This is a genomic window from Nostocoides australiense Ben110 (genome assembly GCF_001050535.1).
GTDB lineage: Bacteria > Actinomycetota > Actinomycetes > Actinomycetales > Dermatophilaceae > Nostocoides_A > Nostocoides_A australiense.
The window spans coordinates 876,299-898,501 of the sequence record NZ_HG764815.1; the positions used below are offsets into that span (position 1 = coordinate 876,299).

A 22,203-nucleotide genomic window follows, 5' to 3' on the forward strand; every position below is an offset into this window, starting at 1 on the left:
CTCGCCACCGATGTCACGTTCGGGGTGCCCTTCGTGCCCTTCGGGTCGACGATCTCCCGCCTGACGACTCCGGTGGGTGCCGCAGCACTGAGCCTGGTGACGCTCGCGCTCGCCTGGTCGCTCCGCCGGGCCTGGCCGATCCTGCGCCAGGCCGGTCCATTCGGGGCGGCCATGCTCGCCGGCGCGCTCGGCAGCGTCATCCTCACCTTCGCGGCCGCGCAGCCGGAGAAGGAGATCGTCGGGCCACTCGGCTATGCCCTGCTGCCCGTCGCGGCGGTCTGCGGCGCGGCATACGTGCTGCACCACCGGCGCGCGGAGAATCCCGTGATCCCGCACGGCGTGGTGCGCGGCCGTACGGCCTGGGCGCTGGTCGTCTCCTTCTGCGTCGGCGCGGCCCTGGTGGCGGTCATCGTCAACATCCCCCTGCTGGCGCGGGTGGCCAATGCGGCCGACGAGACAGCGGCCGCGTTCGTGCTGCTGCGCTTCCTCCTGGCCGTTCCGGTCGGCGCGCTGCTGGGCGGCTGGTCGCTGCGCCGTCTCGGCGACGGCGTCGTCTCCGCCACCGGGCTGGCGCTCGCGACGCTCGGGCTGGGTCTGATGACCACCTGGGGCCGCGGCGTCTTCGACACCGCCGGAGCGTGGATCGTGTTGGCGCTGAGCGGTTTCGGCATCGGCCTTGCGCTCGCGCCGGTCAACAACGCTGCGCTGGCGGCCGTGCGCGAGGAGGCCCACGGCGCGGCGAGCGCGCTCGTCGTCGTCGCCCGGATGGTCGGCATGGTCCTGGGCCTGGCCCTCCTGACGGCCATCGGCCTGCACCGCTACTTCGCCATCGTCGCGGTCCTTCCCGACCCGACGGACAAGGAAGCCCTCAAAGATGCCGCCATCGCCCAGGTGCATTGGGTCTTCGCCGGTGCCGCCGTGGCCGCCGCCCTCGGCGCTCTGGCCTCCCTGCGCCTCGGCCTGCGCCGTCTCGGCGCCGCCACCCACACTTTGCTTCTCGGATGAGCGACGGCGTCAGCCGAGGCCACCGGTCCAGGGCAGCAGGGCGGTCGTCACCCCAGCCGTGACGAAGGACAGCAGCGTCGACACGGTCACGGTGTGGGCCACGAACTCGACGTCCCCGTCGTACTCCGTCGCCAGGATGAACGCGTTGACGGCCGTCGGCATCGCGCTGGATAGGACGAACGCCTGCAGCGGCACGCCGCGCAGCCCGATGGCCAGCCCGAGCGGGATCGCGAGGGCCGGGAGGACCAGGACCCGCAGCATCGACGCGGTGAGGACGGGCCGCGTGACGCGCACCCGCCCCGTCATGCCCAGCTGGATGCCCAGGGTGAGCAGGATCATCGGGAGCGTTGCTGCAGAGAGCAATTCGATGCCGCGGCTGACGCCGGTCGGCAGCGTCACGTGCGTGACCCGGATCCCGAGACCGATCGCGATGGCCCAGATCGTCGGTAGCCGCAGGACATTCCACACGGCGCCACGCCAGCCCTCGTGCGCGCCATAGAGCGCCGGCGCGAGCAGGAAGGTCATGACCACCGACAGCACGAAGATCAGGACGGACTGATCGAGTCCTTCCTGGCCGAGTGCGAACAAGCCGATGGGCAGGCCCATATTGCCGTTGTTGCCGATGGCCACGGCCACCGCCGCCGAGCGGCGGGTGCGCCCTGGGGAACCGATCGTGCCGAGCCACCCGAGGCCCGCGGCGAGCACCGTCAAGGCGACGAATCCCAACGCCAGCCGGATGCCGACCGTCCCCGACACCTTGGTCGTCAAGACCGTCTGCAACGCCAGGGCGGGCGTGAGCGCGTTGAGGGCGATCTTGGTGATCGTGGCCCGGTCCAGAGTGAAGCGGCGCGCGAGGACGGCTCCCACGCCGGCGACCAATACCACCGGGAGGATGACGTCGAACAGGGCGCGCAGGAGAGCCATCGGGGTTCAGTCAATCACTGGATGCACTGCGCCGCAGGGCTGTCCGTGTCGCTCACGGTTGACGAAAAGGCCAGGCACAGGACCTGCACAGGCGGCATCTGGAAGGGCACCTACTCGATGTACTCCGAGGGGATCACCGACCAGAACTACCTCCGCGGCGTCCAGGTCACGGACGCGTCCGGCAAGGTGTCCTTCACGAGCATCTTCCCGGCCTGCTATTCGGGCCGCTGGCCGCACATCCACTTCGAGGTCTATCCGGACCAGGCCAGCATCACCGACAGCACCAACGCCATCGCGACCTCGCAGATCGCGATACCCCAGGCGGAGCGCGAGACGGTCCACGCCACCACCGGCTACGAGGACTCGGTGACCAACCTCGGCCAACGCACGCTGGCGACCGACAATGTCTTCGGAGACGACTCCGGCGCAACGCAATTGGCGACGATGACCGGTGACGTGACCAACGGCTACACGATCGCGCTGACCGCGCCTGTCGACACGGGGACCGAGCCCACCGGCGGCTCCGCTCCCGGCGGCGACGGCCAGCCCGGAGGCGCCCCGCCCGGCGGCAGCGCCTCGACGAGCTGAGCCGGATCAGCCGTTGACGGCTTCGGGGACGGGCTCCCCTTCGACGAGGGCCGCGAGCACGTCGACGACCTGGTCCGTCGCCTCATACCCGAGCATGTGGCCCTTGCCCGGCAACTCGAGAAGCGTCGAGCCGTCGATGCCCTCGTGCAGGGCCCGGGCATAGTGGACGGGAGTCAGTTTGTCCTTCTCTCCCACCATGATCACCGTCGGCACCGCGGCGAGAGCGGCCAAGGACTCGCGCTCGTCGAGCGCTTCCAGGGCGCCGAAGTAGGAGCCCATGTCCCGGATCTTGGTGCTCGCGATGGCCTTGCGGACCAGGCGCACGTCGCGCGGGTCGGGGTCGTCACCGAAGTTGAGGAAACGCTGGTGACGGGAGGTGACGAAGGCTCCGGCGGGGATGGCCGGGCCCCACCGGGCCGCGTGCATGACACCGGCTTCGAACTTGCCGAACCACCCCGGCCGGCCCACCTCGGCGCATGCGGTTCCGAGCAGCGCCACCCCGTCGACCCGGTCGTGCAGTTCCTCCGTGTGCCGGCCGGCGTAGGAGATGATGGTCATGCCGCCCATCGAATGCCCGCACAGGACAAGACGATCCGCGCCCGCCACGACCTCGATGACGGCGGCGAGGTCGTCGCTGAGCTGCCCGATCGAGGCTGCCAGGTTCCCCCGCGTCGACTCGCCGTGGCTGCGCTGGTCATAGGCGACGATCCGCACCGGCAGCCGGTCGTGGAGACGCCGGATGACCCGGCTCCACAGCGTGCGGTTGAGCGTCCACCCGTGGGCGAGGACGACCGTGGGAGTGTCGGCGTCGATGTGTCCGGCCGGCGCGTAGACCTCGCCGATCAACCGGGCGCCACCCTCGACGTCGACCTCGAACCGGTGCCCGCGCAAAGGATCAGACATCGGCCACCTCCACGATCACGGGCGCATGATCGGATGCCCCCTTGCCCTTGCGTTCTTCGCGGTCGATCGATGCGCCGGTGACCCGGGAGGCGATGTCCGGGCTGGCCAGCAGGAAGTCAATCCGCATCCCACGGCCCTTCTGGAAGCGCAACTGCTGATAGTCCCAATAGGTGTAAACCTTGGGCCCGGGGAGGAAGGGGCGCACCACATCGGCATACCCGGACGCGACGACCGCCTCGAATGCGGCCCGCTCGCGGGGGCTGACGTGCGACTTGTCCTCGTAGAACTCCATCGACCAGACGTCCTCGTCCCTCGGTGCGATATTCCAATCTCCCATGATCATGCTCGGGCCGTCTGTGATCCAGCCCTCTGCCGCGACGCGCAATGCATCGAGCCAGGCGATCTTGTAGTCCATGTGGGGGTCGGTCAGGTGCCGCCCGTTGGGCACGTAGACGCAGTTGACCCGGATGCCGCCGCAGGTCGCCGCAACGTGCCTGGCCTCGGGTTCTGTGGCCTCGCGCCACGTGGGAGCGCCGTCGAAACCGGCGCGCACATCGGCCATTCCGACGCGCGAGGCGATGGCGACGCCGTTCCACTGGTCGAAGCCATGGTGAGCCACCTCATAGCCCAAGTCCTCGAACCGGAAGAAGGGGAACTGGTCGACCCGGGTCTTGGTCTCCTGGATGGCGAGCACGTCGATATCGGAGCGTTCCAGCCAGGCGGCCACGCGCTCGATCCGGGAGCGGATGGAGTTGACGTTCCAGGTGGCGATCCGCACGGCCTCACAGTAGGCCAGCCGGCCCACGCGGGGCATCCCAGGCGGGGTGGCTAGGGTCACGTCCATGACGACGGCTCTGATCACCGGCCCGACGGCGGGCATCGGCGCCGAGTTCGCGCGCCAGCTCGCGGCGCAGGGGCATGATCTGGTCCTCGTAGCCCGCGACCAGCCCCGCCTGGAGGCGACCGCGGAGGGGTTGCGGGCGGCATACGGCTGCGCCGTGGCGATCCTCGTGGCCGACCTGTCCGTTCGCGACCAGCTGCAACGAGTTGCCGACCGGCTCGCCGACCCGGCCCGGTCGGTCGACATCCTCGTCAACAACGCCGGATTCGGCCTCAAGGGCGGCTTCCTCGACAACGATCTCGCGCAGGAGGAAGAGCTCTTCGACGTGCTCTGCCGAGCGGTGCTGGTCCTCTCGCACACGGCGGCCCGGGCCATGCGCGAGCGGGGCAGCGGCCGGATCATCAACGTCTCCTCCGTCGCGAGTTTCATTGCGGGGAGCAGCTATTCGGCGGCAAAGTCCTATGTCACCGTGCTCACGGAGGCGCTGTCGGTCGCTCTCGCAGGCTCGGGAGTGACGGCGACGGCGCTGTGCCCGGGATTCGTGCACACAGAGTTCCACGAGCGCGCCGAGATGGGGATGGACTATCTGCCGGATGTGGCCTGGGTGCCGGTGGACAAGCTCGTTCGTGAGGCACTCCTCGACTCCGAGAAGGGCAAGGTCATCTCGGTGCCCGGGTGGCAGTACAAGGCCGCCACCCGCATCCTCAAGCTCACCCCGCGAGCCCTGGCCCGCCACCCCCGCATCGTCGGCCAGCACCGCAAACCCTGACCCCCGTCGAGATGTCGATTCGGCCCCATCGAGATGTCACTGCATAGGGTGAGCGGTATGACGGACATTGCCGCCGACCGGGCCGCGCTACTGGAGCACATCAAGGCCAAGGCCATCGTGCACGGACGAGTGACGCTGTCCTCGGGCAAGGAGGCCGACTACTACGTCGACCTGCGCCGCATCACCCTCGACGGGGAGGCGGCTCCATTGGTGGGCCGGGTGATGCGCGAGCTGGTCAAGGACCTGGACTTCGACGCTGTCGGCGGGCTCACGCTCGGCGCCGACCCGGTCGCCACCTCGATGCTGCACGCCGCGGCGGCGGCTGGGCAGCGGCTCGACGCCTTCGTCGTCCGCAAGTCCGGCAAAGCCCATGGGCTGCAGCGACGCATCGAAGGACCGTCCATCGCCCGCCGCCGGGTGCTGATCGTCGAGGACACCTCCACGACCGGCGCCTCCCCCCTCGACGCCGCCGAAGCCGCCCGCGAGATCGGGGCGGAGGTCGTGGCCGTCGCGACCATCGCCGACCGGGCCACGGGCGCGGCAGAGCGCTTCGCGGAGGCCGGCTTGGACTACCGCCACGCCTTCTCCCTCGACGACCTCGGACTCGCCTGATCCCGGCTCCGGCGCCGCCCGCCCGTTAGGATCGGCAGCGACAGGCGACCGGCCGCGTTCACGCGCGGCATACGAAACGGAGTGGCAATGATCGCGTTGCTCATCATCCTCGGCATCATCGTGCTCTTCGCGCTGTGGGCGGTCGGGGTCTACAACGGGCTGATCAAGCAGCGCAACCTCGTCCAGGAGGCCTGGCGCCAGATCGACGTCGAACTCAAGCGGCGCCACGACCTGATCGGCAACCTCGTCGAGACGGTCAAGGGGTATGCCGCCCACGAGCGGGGCACGCTCGAGGACGTCATGAAGGCCCGCAGCGCGGCGATGGCCGGTGGCCAGAGCCCCGCCCAGCAGGCCCAATCCGAAGGAATGCTGTCCGCCGCCCTCGGCCGGTTGATCGCGGTCGCCGAGGCGTATCCGGACCTGAAGGCCAACCAGAACTTCACGGCGCTGCAGAACGAACTGACCTCCACCGAGGACCGCATCGCCTCCGCCCGGCGCTACTACAACGCCAACGTGCGTGAACTCAACACCAAGGTCGAGACCGTCCCGAGCAACGTCGTCGCCGGCATGTTCAACATAAAGCGCGAGGAGTACTTCGAGGTCGAGGGCATTGAGCGCGACCCGGTCAAGGTCGACTTCGGCCAAGGCAACTACAACATCCCCCCGCCCTCGGGCTACAACTCGCCGCAGGACACCGCGCCGACCCAGATCCCGACGACCCCGCCTCCGGGCCAGCTCCCGAACACCCAGGTCCCCAACCCGCAGCCGGGGCAGCAGGCGGCGCCGCCGACCCAGAACTGAGCGCTTAGCGCAGGGCTGACGGCGGGGTGGTTCAACGGCGGGTGGTTCAGCGGAACGCGGCCTCGCCGGTCAGCGCCTGTCCGACCACGAGGGTGTGCATCTCGACGGTGCCCTCGTAGGTCAGCACCGACTCCAGGTTGTTCATGTGCCGGATGACCGGGAACTCCAGCGAGATCCCGTTGGCGCCCAGGATGGTTCGCGTGGTGCGGCAGATGTCGAGCGCTGCCCGGACGTTGTTGAGCTTGCCGAGGCTGACCTGGTTCGGCGTGAGCGTGTGGGCGTCCTTGCGTCGCCCGAGGTGCAGCGCGAGCAGGACTCCCTTGGTGTATGCGAGGTACATCTCGGCGAGTTTCTGCTGGGTCAACTGGAACCCGCCGAGCGGGCGCCCGAACTGGGTGCGCTGTTCCGCGTAGGTCAACGCCGTCTCCAGCGCCGACCGGGCAGCGCCCATCGCGCCCCAGGTAATCCCGTAGCGGGCCTCGTTGAGGCACGAGAGCGGACCCTTCAGTCCCCGCACCTCGGGGAAGACCGCGTCGCCCGGAAGCCGGACGTCGTCGAGAACGAGTTCGCTCGTGACCGACGCCCGCAGCGACATCTTGTGTTTGATCATCGGGGCGGAAAAGCCAGGTGCGTCGGTGGGCACCACGAACCCGCGGATCCCTTCGTCGGTCTGTGCCCACACGACCGCCACGTCGGCGACCGAGCCGTTGGTGATCCACATCTTCGAACCGGTGAGGATCCAGTCGTCGCCGTCGCGGCGGGCGTGAGTGCGCATGCTGCCGGGGTCGCTGCCATGATCGGGCTCGGTGAGACCGAAGCAGCCGATGGCGGTGCCGGCCGCCATGTCCGGGAGCCACCCTTGCTTGTGCTCCTCCGAGCCCCAGCGCCAGATGGCGAACATGGCGAGGGATCCCTGCACGGACATCAGCGACCGCACGCCGGAGTCGCTGGCCTCCAGTTCCATGCACGCCAGGCCGTACTCCACCCCGGACATTCCGGCGCAGCCGTAGCCGGTCAGGTGCATACCAAGGACGCCCAGCTGGCCGAGCTCCTTGGTCAGGCCGCGGATGTCGTCGATCTCGCCGCGTTCGAACCAGTCGGCGACATAGGGGTCGATGCGGCGCTCGCACATCGCGCGCACACTCTGCTGGATCGCGCGCTCATCCTCGGAGAAGAGGTCTTCGAGGCCGGCGAGATCGAGTCGGTCACTGATGCTGAGTTGGGTGCTCACGCGTGGCTCCTGCTGGGTGCGAGGGTGGGTAAAGGGTCAGACGAGTCGAGCCAGCGCTCGACGAGTGCGGTGTGTTCACCGAGGTCGGGTGGCGGCGTGGATACGTCGAAAACGTTGCCCGACAACGTGATCGGGTTGCGAACCTGTCGCGGATGGTCGTCCCCGACTGAGAAAAGCGGTGCCAGTCCCAGGTCCTCGGCCTCGGCGAACGCCGAGTCGAGGGAGTTGACCGGGCCGGCGGCGACCCCGGCCGCGCGAACGACATGCTCCCAGTGGGCGGCCGTTTCGGTGCCGAGGCGCTCCTCGAGGCAGCGGATGAGTTCCGGGCGGTTGTGGACCCGGTCGGCGTTGGTCGCGAAGCGCGGGTCGGTTGCCAGGTGCGGTATGCCGATCGCCGCGCACAGCCGTGCGAACTGGCCGTCGTTGCCGCAGGCCACCGCCAAGTGCGTGTCGCGGCATCGCAGCGGCTCGTAGGGCGCGATGGACGGATGCTGGTTGCCCATTGCGCGTGGCGGGACGCCGGTCGCGAGAAATGCGCTGGCCTGGTTGACGAGGGCGCCGAGGACACTCGAGAGCAAATTGACCTCGACGCGCCCGCCCCTCCCGGTCTCGGTTCGCTCGCGAAGGGCGGCGAGGATACCGATCGTGGCGTCCTTGCCGGTGAGCACGTCGACGAGGGCGACGCCGACCTTCTGCGGCTCGCCGCCGGCGTCGCCGGTGATGCTCATCAGACCGCCGACCGCTTGGGCGACGAAGTCGTAGCCAGGGAGGGATGCCCCGGCGCCGGACCCGAAACCGCTGATGGACGCGTAGACGATCCCCGGGTTCACCGCCGCGACACTCGCGTAGTCCAGGCCGAAGCGACTCAAGGTCCCCGTCATGAAGTTCTCGACGAGAACGTCTGCACGAGAGGCGAGTTCTCGTGCCTTCGCCAGATCGGCCGGGGCGCCGAGGTCCCAGGCGACGCTGAGTTTGCCGCGGTTGAGTGCCTCGAAATAGGAGCTGGTGTGAGCGGTCCATGGGGGCCCCCAGGCGCGGGTGTCGTCTCCGGTGCCTGGCCGCTCCACCTTGACGACCGTGGCGCCGAGGTCGGCGAGGGTCATCGTGGCGAGTGGCCCGGCCAGGACGCGGCTGAAGTCGGCGACGAGCAGACCGGTCAGGGGACCTGGCACCTGGCCACCTCGTGCGGGACTTTGATCCGCCCGTTGACGCGTCGGACGATATTCCACGGGTTGCCCCGCTGGACGGCCGTCGGCAAGGCGGCGTTGGGGGTGCTCTGGAAGACCACGGGACGCGTGAAACGGTCGAGAGCGAAGGCGCCGACGGAGGTCGCACGGGGGTCCGTGGTGGCCGGCCACGGACCCCCGTGCTGTTGAGCCCACGTCGTGACGACGCCGGTGGGCCACGTGTCCACGGTGACCCGGCCGACGCCCGGCGCGAGCGCGGACACCAGCTCGGGAACTTCCTCATCGCCCTTCCCGCCGGACATGATCGTGGCGACGAGACCACCGGGCAGGTTGGCGATCAGCTGGTCGCGTTGGTAGCGATTGGCATACTCGACGACGAGGATGACAGGACCGAAGCACTCGGCGAGGAGGCGTGAGCCCGGCTGCAGCAGAACGGGATCGGCCTTGAGAACCCACGCATTCGGGCCGAGAGGATCGGTGGCCCGCGTCTGGGCGACCGGCACGGCGCCGGCGGCGAGCAGGGCGCCGATGCCGTGGTCGTAGGCCTCGTGGATCCCGGGTGTGAGCATCACCCCGGAGGGTGGCTCCGCCGTGAGGTGGTTGGCGATCGCGACATCGACGCCGCTGCCGGCCGGGACGAGCACCAGGCCGGGTTTGGTGCAGAACTGGCCCAACCCGAGGGTGAAGGAGTTCACGCACCCTCGAGCGAGATCGTCGCCCGCGTCGGCGCCATCTGTGGTGACCACGACGGCGTTGACCGTGCCCATCTCGGCATACACGGGAATGGGCTGCTGCCGGGTCGCGGCCAGGCGGTGCAGCGTCATCCCGGCCACCTCGGACCCCGTGAAGGCGACCGCTCCGATGCCCTCGGCGAGGACCAGCTGTCGGCCGGCGTCCAGCCCGGTGAGGGCGGATAACGTGCCGGCGGGGCCGCCGGCCGCATCCAGTGCCGCACAGGCGAGCTCCATCAACGCTGCGTGCGTCTGCGGGTGGGCCGGGTGGCCCTTGACGATGACGGGTGCGCCCGCGGCGAGGGCGCTGGCCGTGTCATTGCCGAGAGTGCCGAAGGCGAAGGGGAAGTTGCTGGCACCGAAGACCGCGACCGGGCCGAGCGAGACGTTCATGCGGCGCAGGTCGGGGCCGGTATGGGTTGCGTGGTCGATGGTGACGCCGAGCCAGGATCCTTCGGCGCACACGTCGGCGTAGAAGCGCAGCTGGGCCGCGCACCGCAGTACCTCCCCGTCGAGGCGGACACGGCCGAGTCCGGTCTCGGTATCGGCCACGGCCGCCAGTTCGTCGGCATGGTGCTCGACCGCGGCAGCGATCGCGTCCAGCCACCCGGCGCGTTCGGCCGGAGAGACCTGGGCGAGGACCGAGACGGCGGCCACGGCGGCCTGGACATCGTCGAATGTGGACTCCGTGGCGATGGCGTTCGCGGCGGCGGTGGGCACGCTCATCGTCATCACAACCCCTTCCAGGCGTCGATGAGCACGGACAGGCCGTCGTGGAGGAGTTCGTCGCTCATCACCAGCGGCGGCAACAACCGGATCACGTTGCCGTAGGTGCCGCACTGCAAGGTGACGACGCCTTGGCGATGGCAGTTGGCCATCACCGCGGCGGCGGCGTCGGGGGCCGGGTCCTTGGTGCCGGGGATGACGAACTCCACCGCGATCATGGCCCCGCGGCCGCGCACCTCACCGATCCAGCCGTTTCCGGCAGCCGCCTCCTCGAGCATGGGCCGGGCGACAGCCTCGATGTGCCGGGCCCGGGACAGCAGGTCGAGGCTCTCGATGGTCTCGAAGACGCCGAGCGCGGCGGCGCAGGCGACCGGGTTGCCGGCGAAGGTGCCGCCGAGCCCTCCGGGCGGGACGGCGTCCATCAGTTCCGCCCGGCCCGTCACACCGGACAGGGGAAGCCCGCCGGCGAGTCCCTTCGCCGTGACGATGAGGTCGGGGACGATCCCGTCGTGCTCGCAGGCGAACATCTCACCGGTGCGGGCGATGCCGGTCTGGACCTCGTCGGCGATCAGGACGATTCCGTGTGCGCGGGCCAGGTCGGCCACGCCCTTGAGATAGGCGGCCGGCGGCACGATGAAGCCGCCTTCGCCCTGGATCGGCTCGATGACGATGGCAGCGGTGTTGTTTGCGCCGATCTGCTTCAGGACGAGGTCCTCCAGGGAGGCCAGGGCCTCGGTGGCGCAGCGCTCCGGTCCGGTCGGCCAGCGGTAGGGATAGGCGAGCGGCGCGCGGTAGATCTCCGGGGCGAAGGGGCCGAAGCCGTCCTTGTAGGGGGCGTTCTTGGCCGTCATCGTCATCGTCAACAACGTCCGGCCGTGGTAGGCGTGCCCGAAGGTGACGATGGCCGGGCGACGGGTTGAGACGCGAGCGATCTTGACGGCGTTCTCGACCGCCTCGGCGCCGGTCGAGAAGAGCGCGGACTTCTTCGCGTGCGTGCCCGGAGTGAGGGCGTTGAGCTTCTCGCCGACCTCGACATAGCCGTCGTACTCGGTCACGAGGAAACACGTGTGGGTGACCTGGGCGACCTGGTCGCGCACGCGGCGTACGACGGCCGGGGCACTCGAACCAACCGTCGTCACGGCGATCCCGGACGCGAAGTCGATCAGATGATTGCCGTCGACGTCCACGAGGATGCCCCCGCCGGCGCGCTCGACGAAGACCGGCAACACGGTCCCGAGACCGGTGGAGAGAACCTGCTGCCGGTGCGCATGCCGGGCGAGGGATCGCGGCCCGGGGATTGCGGTGTGCACGATGCGGGTCTGCTCGGGCCAGCCCTCCTGCACCGGGATCCCTGGTGCCGGTGCCATCGTTGCGATATCTGCCACCATGTCAGCCTCCGTAGCGTCGTCGCAGGGCTCCTGTCGGGCCCGGCGCTTCCTGTCACGGTAGGCAGCGGCGCGAGTCGGCGTCTCTGGACGCAAAGTCCCGTTCACCGACATACTCCGGACGAGATGTCCACTTGAGGGTGAGGTGACCGCCGTGCCATTGACGATCGAGCAATTGTGCTCGCAACGAGATCTCGGCCTGCGTCTGGTGGCCGGCGAGCAGGCCAAGACGAACGTCATCGGTTGGGCGCACACGAGCGAGTTGCCCGACCCGACGCGATGGCTCGAGGGCGGGGAACTGCTCATGACGCTCGGGCTGCAGCTGCCCGACGACCCGGTCGAGCAACGACTGTATGTCGAGCGGCTCGCCGCGGTCGGTCTGGCCGGACTCGCGTTCGACGCCGGCGTCATTCACCACGCGGTGCCCGAGGCGATCGTCCGGGCGGGTGACGAGTTCGGTCTTCCGATCGTCGCCATCCCGGGTCCGACCCCGTTCCTCGCGATCTCCCGGGCGGTCATCACCTCGATCACCGCGGATCAGGTCGCCGAGGTGGCTCAGTTGAGCCGAAACCAGGAGCGGCTGGCGGGCGCCGCGCTGGTGAGCGGCTCGAGCGGGGTGTTGTCGAGCCTGCAGCGGTCGCTGTCCGCGACGGCCATCACCCTGGACGCCTCCGGCGAACTCGTCGAGGCGGCCGGCCCGAAGAGCAAGGCCCTGGCCGAGCGCGTGGGCAAGCATTTGTCTGAGGGCGGTCGTCGCGGCGCATCGCGCCAACGCAGCTTCAGTCACGTGGACGACGAGGGCTACCTGATCGTGCAGAAGCTCGGCAAGGTCAAAGGAGCCGGGGTGCTCGCCGTCGGCCGGCGGCGCCAGTTGCAGCCCAACGAGCGGCTACTCGTCGCGCATGCTGCCACCTTGCTGGCCCTTCTCCTCGACCGTCCGGCGCACCTGCGCGAGGCGGAGATGCGGCTGCGGCGGATGCTGTTCCGGTCCCTCTTGCGGCCCGGCGGTGAGGCGGACCTGGGCCTGTTGCGGTATGTCGGGTTCACGCCGGAGCAGCGCGTGGCGGTCGTCGCCTTCGTCGATACCGGCGCTCCGCGGGCCGCCGAGGCGCTCGTCGACAGTGCGTTGAGCGCCACCGGCGTGCCCGTCCTGATCATGGCGAACTCCAAGGGCCTCGCCGTGCTGGCGCCGGCGCAGTCCATCGCGGAGGTCGCCGAGGTGGCTCGCGCGGCACTGGAACGGGAACGTGCGCAACCGTTGTCCGCGGGCGTCGGCGGGTCGGTCGACGTGTCCGCGGTGCTGGACAGCTTCCGGCAGGCCAGCGCCGCGGCACGGTATGCCGCCTCACACCCCGGCGAGGTCGTCGACTTCTCCGACCTCGGAATCTTCGACTTCTTGCTCGGCACCCAGTCCCGCGACACGCTCGCGGCCATCGCCGGATCGGTGCTCTCCCCGCTGGATGCCGCGGTTCACGGACATCCGGGAGACCTGTTGCGCACCACCAACGAGTTCGTCTCCCACGGCGGTCAGTGGGAGGCGACCTCGGCCGCCCTCGGGGTGCACCGGCATACCCTCCGCAGCCGCATCGACCGGATCTCGGCACTTCTCGGGCGCGATCTCACCTCCGCCTCCGAACGCGCGGAGGTTTGGCTCGCCCTGAAGGCAAGGGAACTGTTGAGTCTCACCTCGGCCGGCGCGGCGGACAAGGCTAAAGGGCCTTCCCTCCCAACAGGGAAGGCATCGGCAAAGCCGGCTCGCTCAAAGAAGCGCTGACGTACTGCGATCGCAGGCCGGCGACGATCTGCTCGCAGCGGGGCGTGAGGGTCTTGGGATCATCGGTCTGCATCCGGCACTTGGCCATGACGATCCCGAGATCGGCTCCCTTGAACAGGTAGTCGCCGGCGCCGTAGACCCGCATGAAGAACAGCTCGCTCTCGTCCTCCAATCCGTGCCAGTCCCGCGACGGGCGCCGGTAGGCGAGCCCGCCGCCCGGCTCGATCCCCCACGTCCCGGTGCGGGGGGCTGCCAGGATCTGGCTGACCTCGTCCTCGGGTTGTTTGATGATCAGCTGGCTCCACTGGTCGATGGCGGCCAGTTCGCTCCAGCGCTCGTTGATCTCGTCGACGTCGATCGTGTAGTCGACGTTCATGTATTCGAGCAGGTGGAAGAGATAGAGGGGCAGGTCGGCATAGGCACCGGCGGTGACCATCGTGATCGGTGAGGCCCCGGAGATGCGCGGGTTGAGTTCGCCGAGGTAGACCTCGTCGGTGTCGAGGTCGATGAGGGTATCCACCTCGAAGAAGCCGGTGTAGCCCTCGAGAGCGAGCCGGTCCCCGAGCCGGCGGACCAGGCTGGTCGCGGCGGTGCGCTGCTTGGCGCTCATCACCCCGGGGAAGACGTCGTTGCCGCACCACCCACCCTTGTAGGGCGTCATCGTGTCGTATCCGGTGAGGTCGATCATGAACGGGCCGACGATGGTGCCGTGCCGGGTGATGCAGGCCTCCACCGCGAGCGCGGTGTTGCGGATGCGCTTCATGATCTTCGCCTCCTTGCCGGCGAGATCCTTGGCGTGCCTGTCCCAATCCTCCTGTCCGGCAATGAAGAACGTCGTCTTCCCGGAGTCGCCGTAGGGGAGTTGGATGACCAGGTCCTCACCGAGCCCGGCGTCGGCGGCGAGCCTGAGCAGCTGCTCGTAACTGTCGGCGGCGGCGAGCGTGTTCGGGACGCTGGGAGCGCCGGCCTCGTTGCCGAGCCGGGTGGTCTCGAGCTTGGAGTCGAGACGTTTGCGCAGGGCGACCGGGGGCAAGGTGAGTTGGTAGCCCAGGTCGGCGCAGATGGCCTCGGTCTCCTCGTCGATGAAGACCGCCATGACGCGCGGGACGCCCCCGCGTGCCGCGAGTTTCGTGCGGACCTCGTCGGAGGTCAGCAGGTGGTTGGTGATCTGCTCCGAGGAGGTGAACGTCGTGTCGGGGACCTTGGCCGGCGTGATGATCCGCGGGTGCTCCCCGTCCCACGGGTCGTAGTAGGTGACGTAGTTGAAGTTGCGCACCCACCGGTCCAGCCCGAGAAGGTTGAACGGTGTCGGCCCGACGAAGTAGATGGGCTCGTCATTGGTCCGGTAGAAGGTGCGGATCTCGGAGATATTCCGCAGTTCGTGCGTGGGTCTCATCGATGCTCCCGGATTGCGGCTGGATGGGCGGCGAAGTGGGTCTTGCCGAGGTGGGCGGCGATGATCTCGAAGGCCGCGAGGCTGTCGTAGAAGTAGGCCGCGTTCCGCGCGGTCGGCCACGTGGACAGCTTGACGCCGGTCACCGCGGCGCGCTGGTTGACGTAGACCATCTGTCCGTGGATCCCCAGGGCGAGGAAGGTGGTGCGGTCGGGGAAGGGCACCCACACCTGGTTGCGGTAGTGGCCGCCGGGCATCCCCGTCGGGGAGGAGGTCTCCGCGAACGCGGTCCGCAAGTCCTCGGTGCCCAAGAGGGTGTCCGTCGTGAACCAGCTCGGGCCGACCTTGCGTCCTGAGGGGCTGATGCCGCTGTGTCGCAACATCTCGGCGAAGCGGGCGACGTCGCGGGCGGTGGCACACATGCCGCCGTCGCCGACCGCGGTGCCGACGCTGTCGACGGTGATGGCTGCCTCGTCCTCGGCGCCCATCGGCTCCCACACCATTTCGTGGATGAGGGTGGCCAGGTCGGTGCCGGCCGCGCGTTCGCACAGCCAGGCCAGCACGTTCGTCTCGCTCGAGCGGTAGTGGAAGGTCCCGCCGTGCTCCCGCTCCTGCGGCAAGGTCGCGAGGAAGTCGTGCAGGGTGGTCGGGACATCGGCCCGGGGGGTGCGCCAATGGATGGCGTGCTCCATCCGGTAGACGTCGGCGTCGGGATCGTGATAGGTCTCGCTGAACCGCACACCGGAGCGCATGTCGAGGATGTCGCGCACGGTGGCCCCGGCGAACCCCGATTGCCGCAGTTGAGGGATGACGTCCCCGACGCGGTCGTGGAACCCGAGCAACCCCTCGTCCACCAGGGCGTTGGCGATCACGCCGACGACGGTCTTGGTGACCGACATCAGGAGGTGGCGGGTCGAGGCAGTCATCGATTCGGCATACGACTCGGTCTTGAGCCGCCCGTGATGGAGGACGAGGAAGGCGTCGGTGAAGGTCTCCGCCAGCACCTTCCAGATCGGCGCGTGCCCGACGATCCGCCCGGTCGGGTCGTAGCGTGGGCTGACGAGGTCCGTGAGCGGGGCCATGTCCACCGCCAACGGCTCGGGGCGCGACGACGCGGGGATCCGGACTGTCGCCAGGACCTCGTCGAGGTGCAGGAAAGTCCACCGGTTCTGGGGCGGTTCGGCCCAGTTGTCGAGGGTCACCCCCCGCTCGTGCGCACCGGGTGAGAGCGGGTGGATGGTGGCCAACCCAGTCATGACGTCGCGGGGACGTCGGACGTCAGCGGCGCCTTCTTGCGGGCCCGGATGATCACGTAGGCGACCATGAGCGCGCCCCACGAGACAAGGCCGAGAGTGATTTGCGAGCGGGTGTCCGTCCGCCAGGCCATCGAGACGAGGATGGCAAGCATGGCGACGATGGTGAGGATGGTCAGGTAGGGGAAGCCCCACATCTTGAACTTCAGTTCCCGGCCCTCGGCCTCCGCCCGCCGGCGCAGGACGAGCTGCGACGCGGCGATGAGGATGTAGGCAAAGAGGATCACAGCGCCCGAGGAGTTGATGAGGAAGCTGAAAATGCCCTCGGGGGAGAGGTAGGCGGCGACGACGCAGAGGAAGCCGACGATCGTCGAGAGCAGGATCGCGTAGATCGGCACGCCCCGGGAATTGATCCGGGTCACCCGCTGCGGAGCCTCACCCTCACGCGCGAGGACGAAGAGCATCCGCGATGCGGTATAGAGCCCGGAGTTCAGGCACGAGAGCACCGAGGTGAGAACGACCGCGTTCATCAGGTTCGCGGCATACGGGACACCGAGCTTCTCGAACGCGCTGACGTAGGGCGAGGCGCCGAGTTCGGTGGAATTCCACGGCAGGATCACGGCGAGGAGGAACACCGAACCGACGAAGAAGAGCGAGATGCGCCAGACGACGGAGCGGGTGGCCTTGGTCACGGCGCGCTCGGGGTCGTCGGACTCGGCCCCGGCGATCGTCGCGATCTCCGCCCCCACCATCGAGAAGATGGCCGTGACCATGCCGGCGAGGATGATCGACTTGCCGTTGGGGAAGAACCCGCCGTGGGCTGTCAGGTTGCTGAAGTCGAGTTGCGCCCCCGGCCACAACCCGAGGACGAACAGGGTCACGGTGACGAGGAAGATTAGGATGGTGGCGACTTTGATGCCGGCGAACCAGTATTCGAACTCGCCGAACGTCTTGACGGAGTAGAGGTTGGTCGCCGTCATCAAGAGCATCAGGACGAGCGACATCACCCAGAGCGGGAGATCGATCCAGTACTGGAGGATCTTCGCGCCGGCGACGGCTTCGAAGCCGACGATGATGACCCAGAAGTACCAATAGAGCCAGGCGACGGAAAAGCCCGCCCAGTTGCCGAGGGCGTCCCGGGCGTATTGCGAGAAGGATCCGGTGTGTGGCTTGGCCACTGCCATCTCCCCGAGCATCTGCATGACCATGATGATCAAGACGCCGCACAGGGCGTAGGTGATGAAGGCGGAGGGGCCGGCCTCGTTGATCACGACCCCGGAGCCGACGAACAGGCCGGCTCCGATGACCCCGCCGATCGCGATCATCGTCAGGTGCCGTTGCCGCAGACCCTTGTGCAGACCGTCGGTCCGCACCTCGTCCGTTGTCGCTGTCATTCTTCTGACCTCCACCAACCTTGCAGGCTCTGATTCCTGGGAGGTTGTCAGCGCTCAGCGAACAGAGCGAGGGCCGGATCGTCCCGTGGGCCGAGGTGGTGTGGACAATCCGGCCCTACTCACGCATCGTTCGGGGTATTAGCGGTCACCCGTGCCAGCGAGCCCAGGCCGCCTGCTTCGTCGTTCCGGAGGCCTCCCCCACCGTACTCCACGAGGATGTCGCGGCAAGGAGGCGGGCGCTGTCGCCCAGCGCGACCCCGGTGAGAGAACTCAACTCCAGCAGCGCGGCGAACGCCTCAGGAGTCGGCGTCGTGGCGAGGGCGCGGATGGCGGCCTCGGCCGCGGCACGCGTGTCGCTCACCGAATCCGGGGCCGGTCGGCTCATGGGGCACCTCCACGGTGATGACCTCGTCGGGATCGTCGAACCGGCGCGTCCACGTGCGCCCCGGCCAGCGATACTCGACAGTACCCGCCCCCGGCCGCAGGGCCACGGCATACAGACTCCCGAAGCCCGCACCGTACTCTCGCGAGCGCAACGGGGGCCGCAGGAAAGCGTCGCTCAACCCCGCCTCGTCGGTCCCGCGGGCCAGCAGCCGGGTCAGTTCGGCGTGTCGCTCCGGGCTGCGCAGCCGGGCCGCCAGGTGCGGGTGCTCGACGACGTCCAGGCGGTGGTTGCAGGCGATCCGCTGCGTGCTGACCTCGGCGTCCTCGCCCGGCGCGACGAAGACGGTCGCGTGCCGTCCGGCCGTGTCGACGAGGCCGATGTTGTAGGCCTGCGCGACCGGGACCCGGCGCAGCACGGCGACCGCAGCGGGGACGTCGGCGCACGTCTCGAGCAGGTAGCGGATGACGAGCGGTATGCCGAAACCGGGCCCGACACTGCCCGTGCCGCGCCCCGGCCGGCCTCCGTAGGTCAAGGACACGGCCAGGCCGGCGTCGTTGATCCCGTCGAGCAATCCCCACAGGCAGTCCGAGGTGCCGAGCACCCGGCGCCGGCCGGAGTAGTCGGTCGTGGCGATGACCCCCTCGAAGAGGGCCGGGTCGTAGTCGTAGCTGCGGATCAGGGCCGGGTCGGGGCCGGGCACGAGCACCTGTGAACAGCCCGTGACGAAGGGGGTCGGGCACCAGAGGCTGAGCAGCCGGCCGGCTTCGTCGCGACTGGCGCCCGTCGCGTCCATCGCGAGTTGGGTGAGCCGTTCCCACGTGGGCACCAGTTCGGGCAGGTGGTGCCGGAGTGCGGTTCGGCAGTCGTCGTATGACGGGCGGGCGGCCGTCCCTTCCGAGCGGAACCAGCGCTGGTATGCCGGCCAGGTGGCCCGGGCCAGTTGTTGCCAGCGCGGACCCGGCCGGTCCTCGCGGTAGGCGTGCAGGGTGTGGGCCAGTTCGGTCCGGCCTGCCGTGGCACGTGCCGGGGCCCAGGCGGGCGCGGGACGGGCGGCGTGGTGGTGTGGCGAGGCCGCGGCGAGCGCCAGGCCGTAGGCCATCCAGGCTTGCCAGTCGGCGTCGGCGGCGGGGGGACGGATGGTCGTCAAGGTTGCCATGACGTCAAGTCTGCTTTGACAAAAGGCGTCGTGTCAAGGTGGCTTTGACGGGACGCGGTCTCGGGGGCCCGGCGCGGGCTCGCAATGCCGGGTTCCTACGATGGGAGAGTGAGCGAGCCGACGGCGACCGAACACCCCTACTACCACCCTCAGCCCGGCACGGCCTGGGAGGGTGTGGACGCGGCCGGATCCCTCGTCGTCGGGTCCGCGCCGCTGGTCACGCTGGCGAATTGGCAGGAAGTCCCGCATCATGTGTGGTCCTTCCAACACATGCGGGAGCTGATGCCGAGCCAGGTCATCGAGGGAACCGACGAGCCCCGTGAGCTGCTCGAGGCGCAACGTGATCTGGACGGCGTCACTTTGAGTACCCCGTGGGCTCCCACGCTGCCGGAACTGTTGGGGCGCACGGATACCGACGCCTTTCTCGTCCTGCATGGCGGGCGGATCATCGACGAGAGGTATTTCGGCGACATGACACGTCGCCGGCGTCACCTGGTCATGTCGGTGACGAAGTCGGTCGTGTCCTGCGTGGCCGGAGCGATCACGGCGCGGGGCTTGCTGGATCCCGAGGCTCCGCTGGAAACCTATGTGCCAGAACTCGCTTCATGCGGCTACGCCGGCGCGCGCGTGCGCACCGTCCTCGACATGCGATCGGGTGTCGCCTTCCGGGAGGGCTACCTCGACCCCGACTCAGAGGTCCGCGTCATGGAGCGTTCCATGGGGTGGGCCCCGCGCAACCATGGCGACCCGCTGGGCATGTACCCCTACATCCTCTCGACGGTGTCGGACCGCCCGCATGACGGGGTCTTCGATTACCGGTCCATCGAGACCGACGTTCTGGGCTGGATCGTGGAACGGGCTGCGGGAGAACGCATGTCGGATCTCATCGGGGAGCACGTCTGGCGCCCCATGGGAGCCTTCCACGATGCCGAGATCACGGCCGACCCGCTCGGGGTCGCCATCCACGACGGGGGTCTGTCGGCGACCTTGCGCGACCTCGGGCGTTTCGGCCAGCTCTTGGCCGAATACGGCACGGTCGACGGGAGGCAGGTGATCCCGGCCTCCTGGATCACCACGGCCGCCGAGCCGCCGGCCGACGTGCGTGACGCCTTCGCTCGCTCGGTCAACGAGCCGTATCTCCCGGGTGGCTGGTATCGCAACCAGTTCTGGTTCGTCCCCGGCGACAACGGCCCGATCCTGCTCTGCCTCGGCATTCACGGACAGATGGTCTTCGTCGAGTGGTCCACCGGCCTGGTCGGCGTCAAGCTCTCGAGCTGGCCGCTGCCCCAGGACAGCGAGAAGCTGATCGCGACCATCGAGGCCTTCCGCGCCATCGGGCGCTTCGTTCACGTCGCGCCCGCTGCCTGAGGACCTGGACCCCGGCAGCGGCGTCCACCGGCCGGTGGACCGGTGGGTCAACCGGTCGCCGGTGGTGGTGCCACGCCGCGGCGGCGCATCGTTGAGACATGACGACACCGATCCAGGTCACCGACCTGCACAAGTCCTATGGCACGGTGGCCGCCGTCGACGGGCTCGGGTTCGAGGTCGCGCAGGGGGAGACCGTCGCGATCCTCGGCCCGAACGGCGCCGGCAAGACCACCACCGTCGAGATCCTCGAAGGCTTCCGACGAGCCGACAGCGGAGAGGTCCGCGTCCTCGGCGTCGACCCGGCCACTGCGGATCGCGCATGGCGCGACCGCATCGGCATCGTCTCCCAGAGCTGCACCGGACTCGACCTGCTCACCCCACGCGAGATCATCGCGAGCACCGCACTGGCATACCGCAATCCGCTCGACGTCGATCACGTCATCGAGGTGACCGGCCTGGCGACCAAGGCGAACGCCCGGATCCGCGGTCTCAGCGGCGGCCAGAGACGACGAGTCGACATCGCCCTGGGGATCGTCGGCCGGTCGGAACTGCTCTTCCTCGACGAACCGACCACCGGATTCGACCCGCAGGCGCGCCGCGACTTCTGGTCCCTCATCCGAGCCCTCGGCGAGGACGGTACGACCATCGTGCTGACGACGCACTATCTGGACGAGGCCGAGGCGCTGGCGTCCCGCGTCGGCATCATCGCGGCCGGCCGCATGGTGGCGCTCGGGACTCCGAGCGAACTCGGCGGGTCGGGACGGACGTCGACGCTCGCCTGGGATGAGGGTGGGCGCCGGGCCACGCTGCATACGGACCGCCCGACGGCCGAGATCGCCCGGCTGGCAAGCCGATTCGGCGGCGAGGTCCCCGGCTTGACGGTGTCCCGCCGCTCGCTCGAGGAGACGTATCTCGCGCTCATCGGCCCGCAGTCCGCGGTCGGCAACGCCGATGAGGTGGCGGCATGAACACGTTGAGACTCGCCTGGGATCGCACGATCCTGGAGTTGAAAATGTATGCGCGAGAACGGGATATGGTCATCTTCTCGTTCCTCTTCCCGGTCATCATGCTGGCGATCTTCGGCGTCGTCTTCGGCTCCGAGATCGACGCCGGCGAGAAGGCGCAGGGCATGAACGCGGCGCGGGTCTTCCTGCCCGGCATGATCGCCGCAGGCGTCTTGCTCACCAGCTTCCAGACCCTCGCGATGTCGGTCGCGATCGAACGCGACGATGGCACGCTCAAGCGACTGCGCGGGACTCCGCTACCACCTGTCGCGTATTTCCTCGGCAAGGTCGGGCTGGTCCTGATCACCGCGCTGGCCCAGCTGGCCCTGCTCCTCGTTGTCGCGCGGTTCGTCTTCGACGTGCGGATGCCCACGGAGCCGGCGGCCTGGCTGCACTTCGCCGCCTTCTTCGTGGTGGGCGTCGTCGGCGGCACGACGCTCGGCGTCGCCTATTCGTCGCTGGCCAACCCGCGCTCGGTCACGGCGGTCGTCGTGGGGCCGCTGCTGGTGCTGCAGTTCATCTCGGGGGTCTACTTCACCTTCGGCGCCTTGCCGTCGTGGCTGCAGCAGATCGCCGCCGTCTTCCCACTGAAGTGGATCGCGCAGGGCATGCGCTCGGTCTTCTATCCCGCGAGCTGGGCCGGCCAGGAGATGACGGGCACCTGGGAGGTCGGCCGGACCCTGCTGGTGCTGGCGGTATGGGCAGTATCCGGGCTGGTCCTGTGCCTGCGCACCTTCCGCTGGACGCGCGATTCGTAGGCCGGCAGGGTCGGC

Annotated in this window: 20 protein-coding genes; 9 read left to right on the forward strand and 11 right to left on the reverse strand. The window is 69.0% G+C overall.

Annotated elements, in window-relative coordinates; genetic code table 11:
* Positions 1-1,005 (forward strand): MFS transporter (locus BN11_RS04165; protein WP_048694878.1); only part of this gene is annotated, 1,005 nt, incomplete at its 5' end.
* A gap of 9 nt (positions 1,006-1,014) precedes the next feature.
* Here BN11_RS04165 and BN11_RS04170 read toward each other — a convergent pair.
* On the reverse strand, positions 1,015-1,929 hold the full coding sequence (locus BN11_RS04170; RefSeq protein ID WP_048694881.1) for an AEC family transporter: 915 nt from the start codon (positions 1,927-1,929) through the stop codon (positions 1,015-1,017).
* 45 nt (positions 1,930-1,974) lie between these two features.
* On the opposite strand from BN11_RS04170, the gene BN11_RS04175 reads away from it, so the two are divergent.
* Entirely contained in the window at positions 1,975-2,517 is a 543-nt protein-coding gene (locus tag BN11_RS04175; protein WP_201329212.1) for a peptidase associated/transthyretin-like domain-containing protein, read from the forward strand.
* Positions 2,518-2,523: 6 nt separating this feature from the next.
* On the opposite strand, the gene BN11_RS04180 is transcribed toward BN11_RS04175, so the two are convergent.
* Together BN11_RS04180 and BN11_RS04185 are read right to left on the reverse strand one after the other, a co-directional pair.
* A complete protein-coding gene (locus tag BN11_RS04180; RefSeq protein WP_083433516.1) occupies positions 2,524-3,420 on the reverse strand; it encodes an alpha/beta fold hydrolase in 897 nt (298 codons plus the stop codon).
* Positions 3,413-4,198: an exodeoxyribonuclease III gene (locus tag BN11_RS04185; RefSeq protein WP_048700766.1), complete on the reverse strand. Its 786-nt coding sequence runs from the start codon at positions 4,196-4,198 to the stop codon at positions 3,413-3,415. Before BN11_RS04185 ends, BN11_RS04180 begins: the two co-directional genes overlap by 8 nt.
* Positions 4,199-4,262: 64 nt before the next feature.
* On the opposite strand from BN11_RS04185, the gene BN11_RS04190 reads away from it, so the two are divergent.
* The 3 genes from BN11_RS04190 to BN11_RS04200 all read left to right on the forward strand — a co-directional run bounded on the left by BN11_RS04190 (position 4,263) and on the right by BN11_RS04200 (position 6,443).
* Positions 4,263-5,030 (forward strand): SDR family NAD(P)-dependent oxidoreductase, encoded by a 768-nt coding sequence (locus tag BN11_RS04190; protein ID WP_048694887.1) that lies wholly within the window; start codon positions 4,263-4,265, stop codon positions 5,028-5,030.
* A 57-nt stretch (positions 5,031-5,087) separates the two neighbouring features.
* A complete protein-coding gene (pyrE, locus tag BN11_RS04195; RefSeq protein ID WP_048694889.1) occupies positions 5,088-5,642 on the forward strand; it encodes an orotate phosphoribosyltransferase in 555 nt (184 codons plus the stop codon).
* Between the two features lie 87 nt (positions 5,643-5,729).
* On the forward strand, positions 5,730-6,443 hold the full coding sequence (locus BN11_RS04200; protein WP_048694892.1) for a LemA family protein: 714 nt from the start codon (positions 5,730-5,732) through the stop codon (positions 6,441-6,443).
* 46 nt (positions 6,444-6,489) lie between these two features.
* Here the strand turns inward: BN11_RS04200 and BN11_RS04205 are convergent, their stop codons facing one another.
* From BN11_RS04205 to gabT, 4 genes are read right to left on the reverse strand one after another with little or no spacing between them, the layout of a single operon-like run.
* Entirely contained in the window at positions 6,490-7,674 is a 1,185-nt protein-coding gene (locus BN11_RS04205) for an acyl-CoA dehydrogenase family protein (RefSeq protein WP_048694894.1), read from the reverse strand.
* The gene (locus BN11_RS04210; protein ID WP_048694898.1) at positions 7,671-8,846 is read right to left on the reverse strand and encodes a CaiB/BaiF CoA transferase family protein; all 1,176 of its coding nucleotides are present in this window, start codon (positions 8,844-8,846) and stop codon (positions 7,671-7,673) included. The genes BN11_RS04205 and BN11_RS04210 overlap by 4 nt, the downstream gene beginning before the upstream one ends.
* Positions 8,831-10,318 (reverse strand): aldehyde dehydrogenase family protein, encoded by a 1,488-nt coding sequence (locus BN11_RS04215; protein ID WP_048700770.1) that lies wholly within the window; start codon positions 10,316-10,318, stop codon positions 8,831-8,833. The genes BN11_RS04210 and BN11_RS04215 overlap by 16 nt, the downstream gene beginning before the upstream one ends.
* A gap of 5 nt (positions 10,319-10,323) precedes the next feature.
* The gene (gabT, locus tag BN11_RS04220; protein WP_048700772.1) at positions 10,324-11,685 is read right to left on the reverse strand and encodes a 4-aminobutyrate--2-oxoglutarate transaminase; all 1,362 of its coding nucleotides are present in this window, start codon (positions 11,683-11,685) and stop codon (positions 10,324-10,326) included.
* Positions 11,686-11,857: 172 nt separating this feature from the next.
* Between gabT and BN11_RS04225 the strand changes: the two genes are divergently transcribed.
* The gene (locus BN11_RS04225) at positions 11,858-13,477 is read left to right on the forward strand and encodes a PucR family transcriptional regulator (protein WP_157043964.1); all 1,620 of its coding nucleotides are present in this window, start codon (positions 11,858-11,860) and stop codon (positions 13,475-13,477) included.
* Here the strand turns inward: BN11_RS04225 and BN11_RS04230 are convergent.
* The 4 genes from BN11_RS04230 to BN11_RS04250 form a co-directional block, all read right to left on the reverse strand.
* On the reverse strand, positions 13,413-14,873 hold the full coding sequence (locus tag BN11_RS04230; RefSeq protein WP_048694904.1) for a biotin carboxylase: 1,461 nt from the start codon (positions 14,871-14,873) through the stop codon (positions 13,413-13,415). The genes BN11_RS04225 and BN11_RS04230 overlap by 65 nt on opposite strands.
* Positions 14,870-16,126 carry a serine hydrolase domain-containing protein gene (locus BN11_RS04235; protein ID WP_083433517.1) on the reverse strand — a complete coding sequence of 419 codons (1,257 nt, stop codon included), beginning with the start codon at positions 16,124-16,126 and terminating at the stop codon, positions 14,870-14,872. The genes BN11_RS04230 and BN11_RS04235 overlap by 4 nt, the downstream gene beginning before the upstream one ends.
* A complete protein-coding gene (locus BN11_RS04240; RefSeq protein ID WP_048694912.1) occupies positions 16,123-17,517 on the reverse strand; it encodes an amino acid permease in 1,395 nt (464 codons plus the stop codon). The genes BN11_RS04235 and BN11_RS04240 overlap by 4 nt, the downstream gene beginning before the upstream one ends.
* Before the next feature lie 296 nt (positions 17,518-17,813).
* On the reverse strand, positions 17,814-19,058 hold the full coding sequence (locus BN11_RS04250; RefSeq protein ID WP_157043965.1) for a C45 family autoproteolytic acyltransferase/hydolase: 1,245 nt from the start codon (positions 19,056-19,058) through the stop codon (positions 17,814-17,816).
* A gap of 108 nt (positions 19,059-19,166) precedes the next feature.
* Between BN11_RS04250 and BN11_RS04255 the strand changes: the two genes are divergently transcribed.
* The 3 genes from BN11_RS04255 (at position 19,167) to BN11_RS04265 (ending at position 22,188) form a co-directional block, all read left to right on the forward strand.
* Positions 19,167-20,426 carry a serine hydrolase domain-containing protein gene (locus BN11_RS04255; RefSeq protein WP_048694917.1) on the forward strand — a complete coding sequence of 420 codons (1,260 nt, stop codon included), beginning with the start codon at positions 19,167-19,169 and terminating at the stop codon, positions 20,424-20,426.
* Between the two features lie 98 nt (positions 20,427-20,524).
* Positions 20,525-21,394, forward strand: coding sequence for an ABC transporter ATP-binding protein (locus tag BN11_RS04260; RefSeq protein ID WP_048694921.1), 870 nt, complete (start codon positions 20,525-20,527; stop codon positions 21,392-21,394).
* On the forward strand, positions 21,391-22,188 hold the full coding sequence (locus BN11_RS04265; protein ID WP_048694925.1) for an ABC transporter permease: 798 nt from the start codon (positions 21,391-21,393) through the stop codon (positions 22,186-22,188). Before BN11_RS04260 ends, BN11_RS04265 begins: the two co-directional genes overlap by 4 nt.
* The last annotated feature ends 15 nt before the right edge of the window (positions 22,189-22,203 follow it).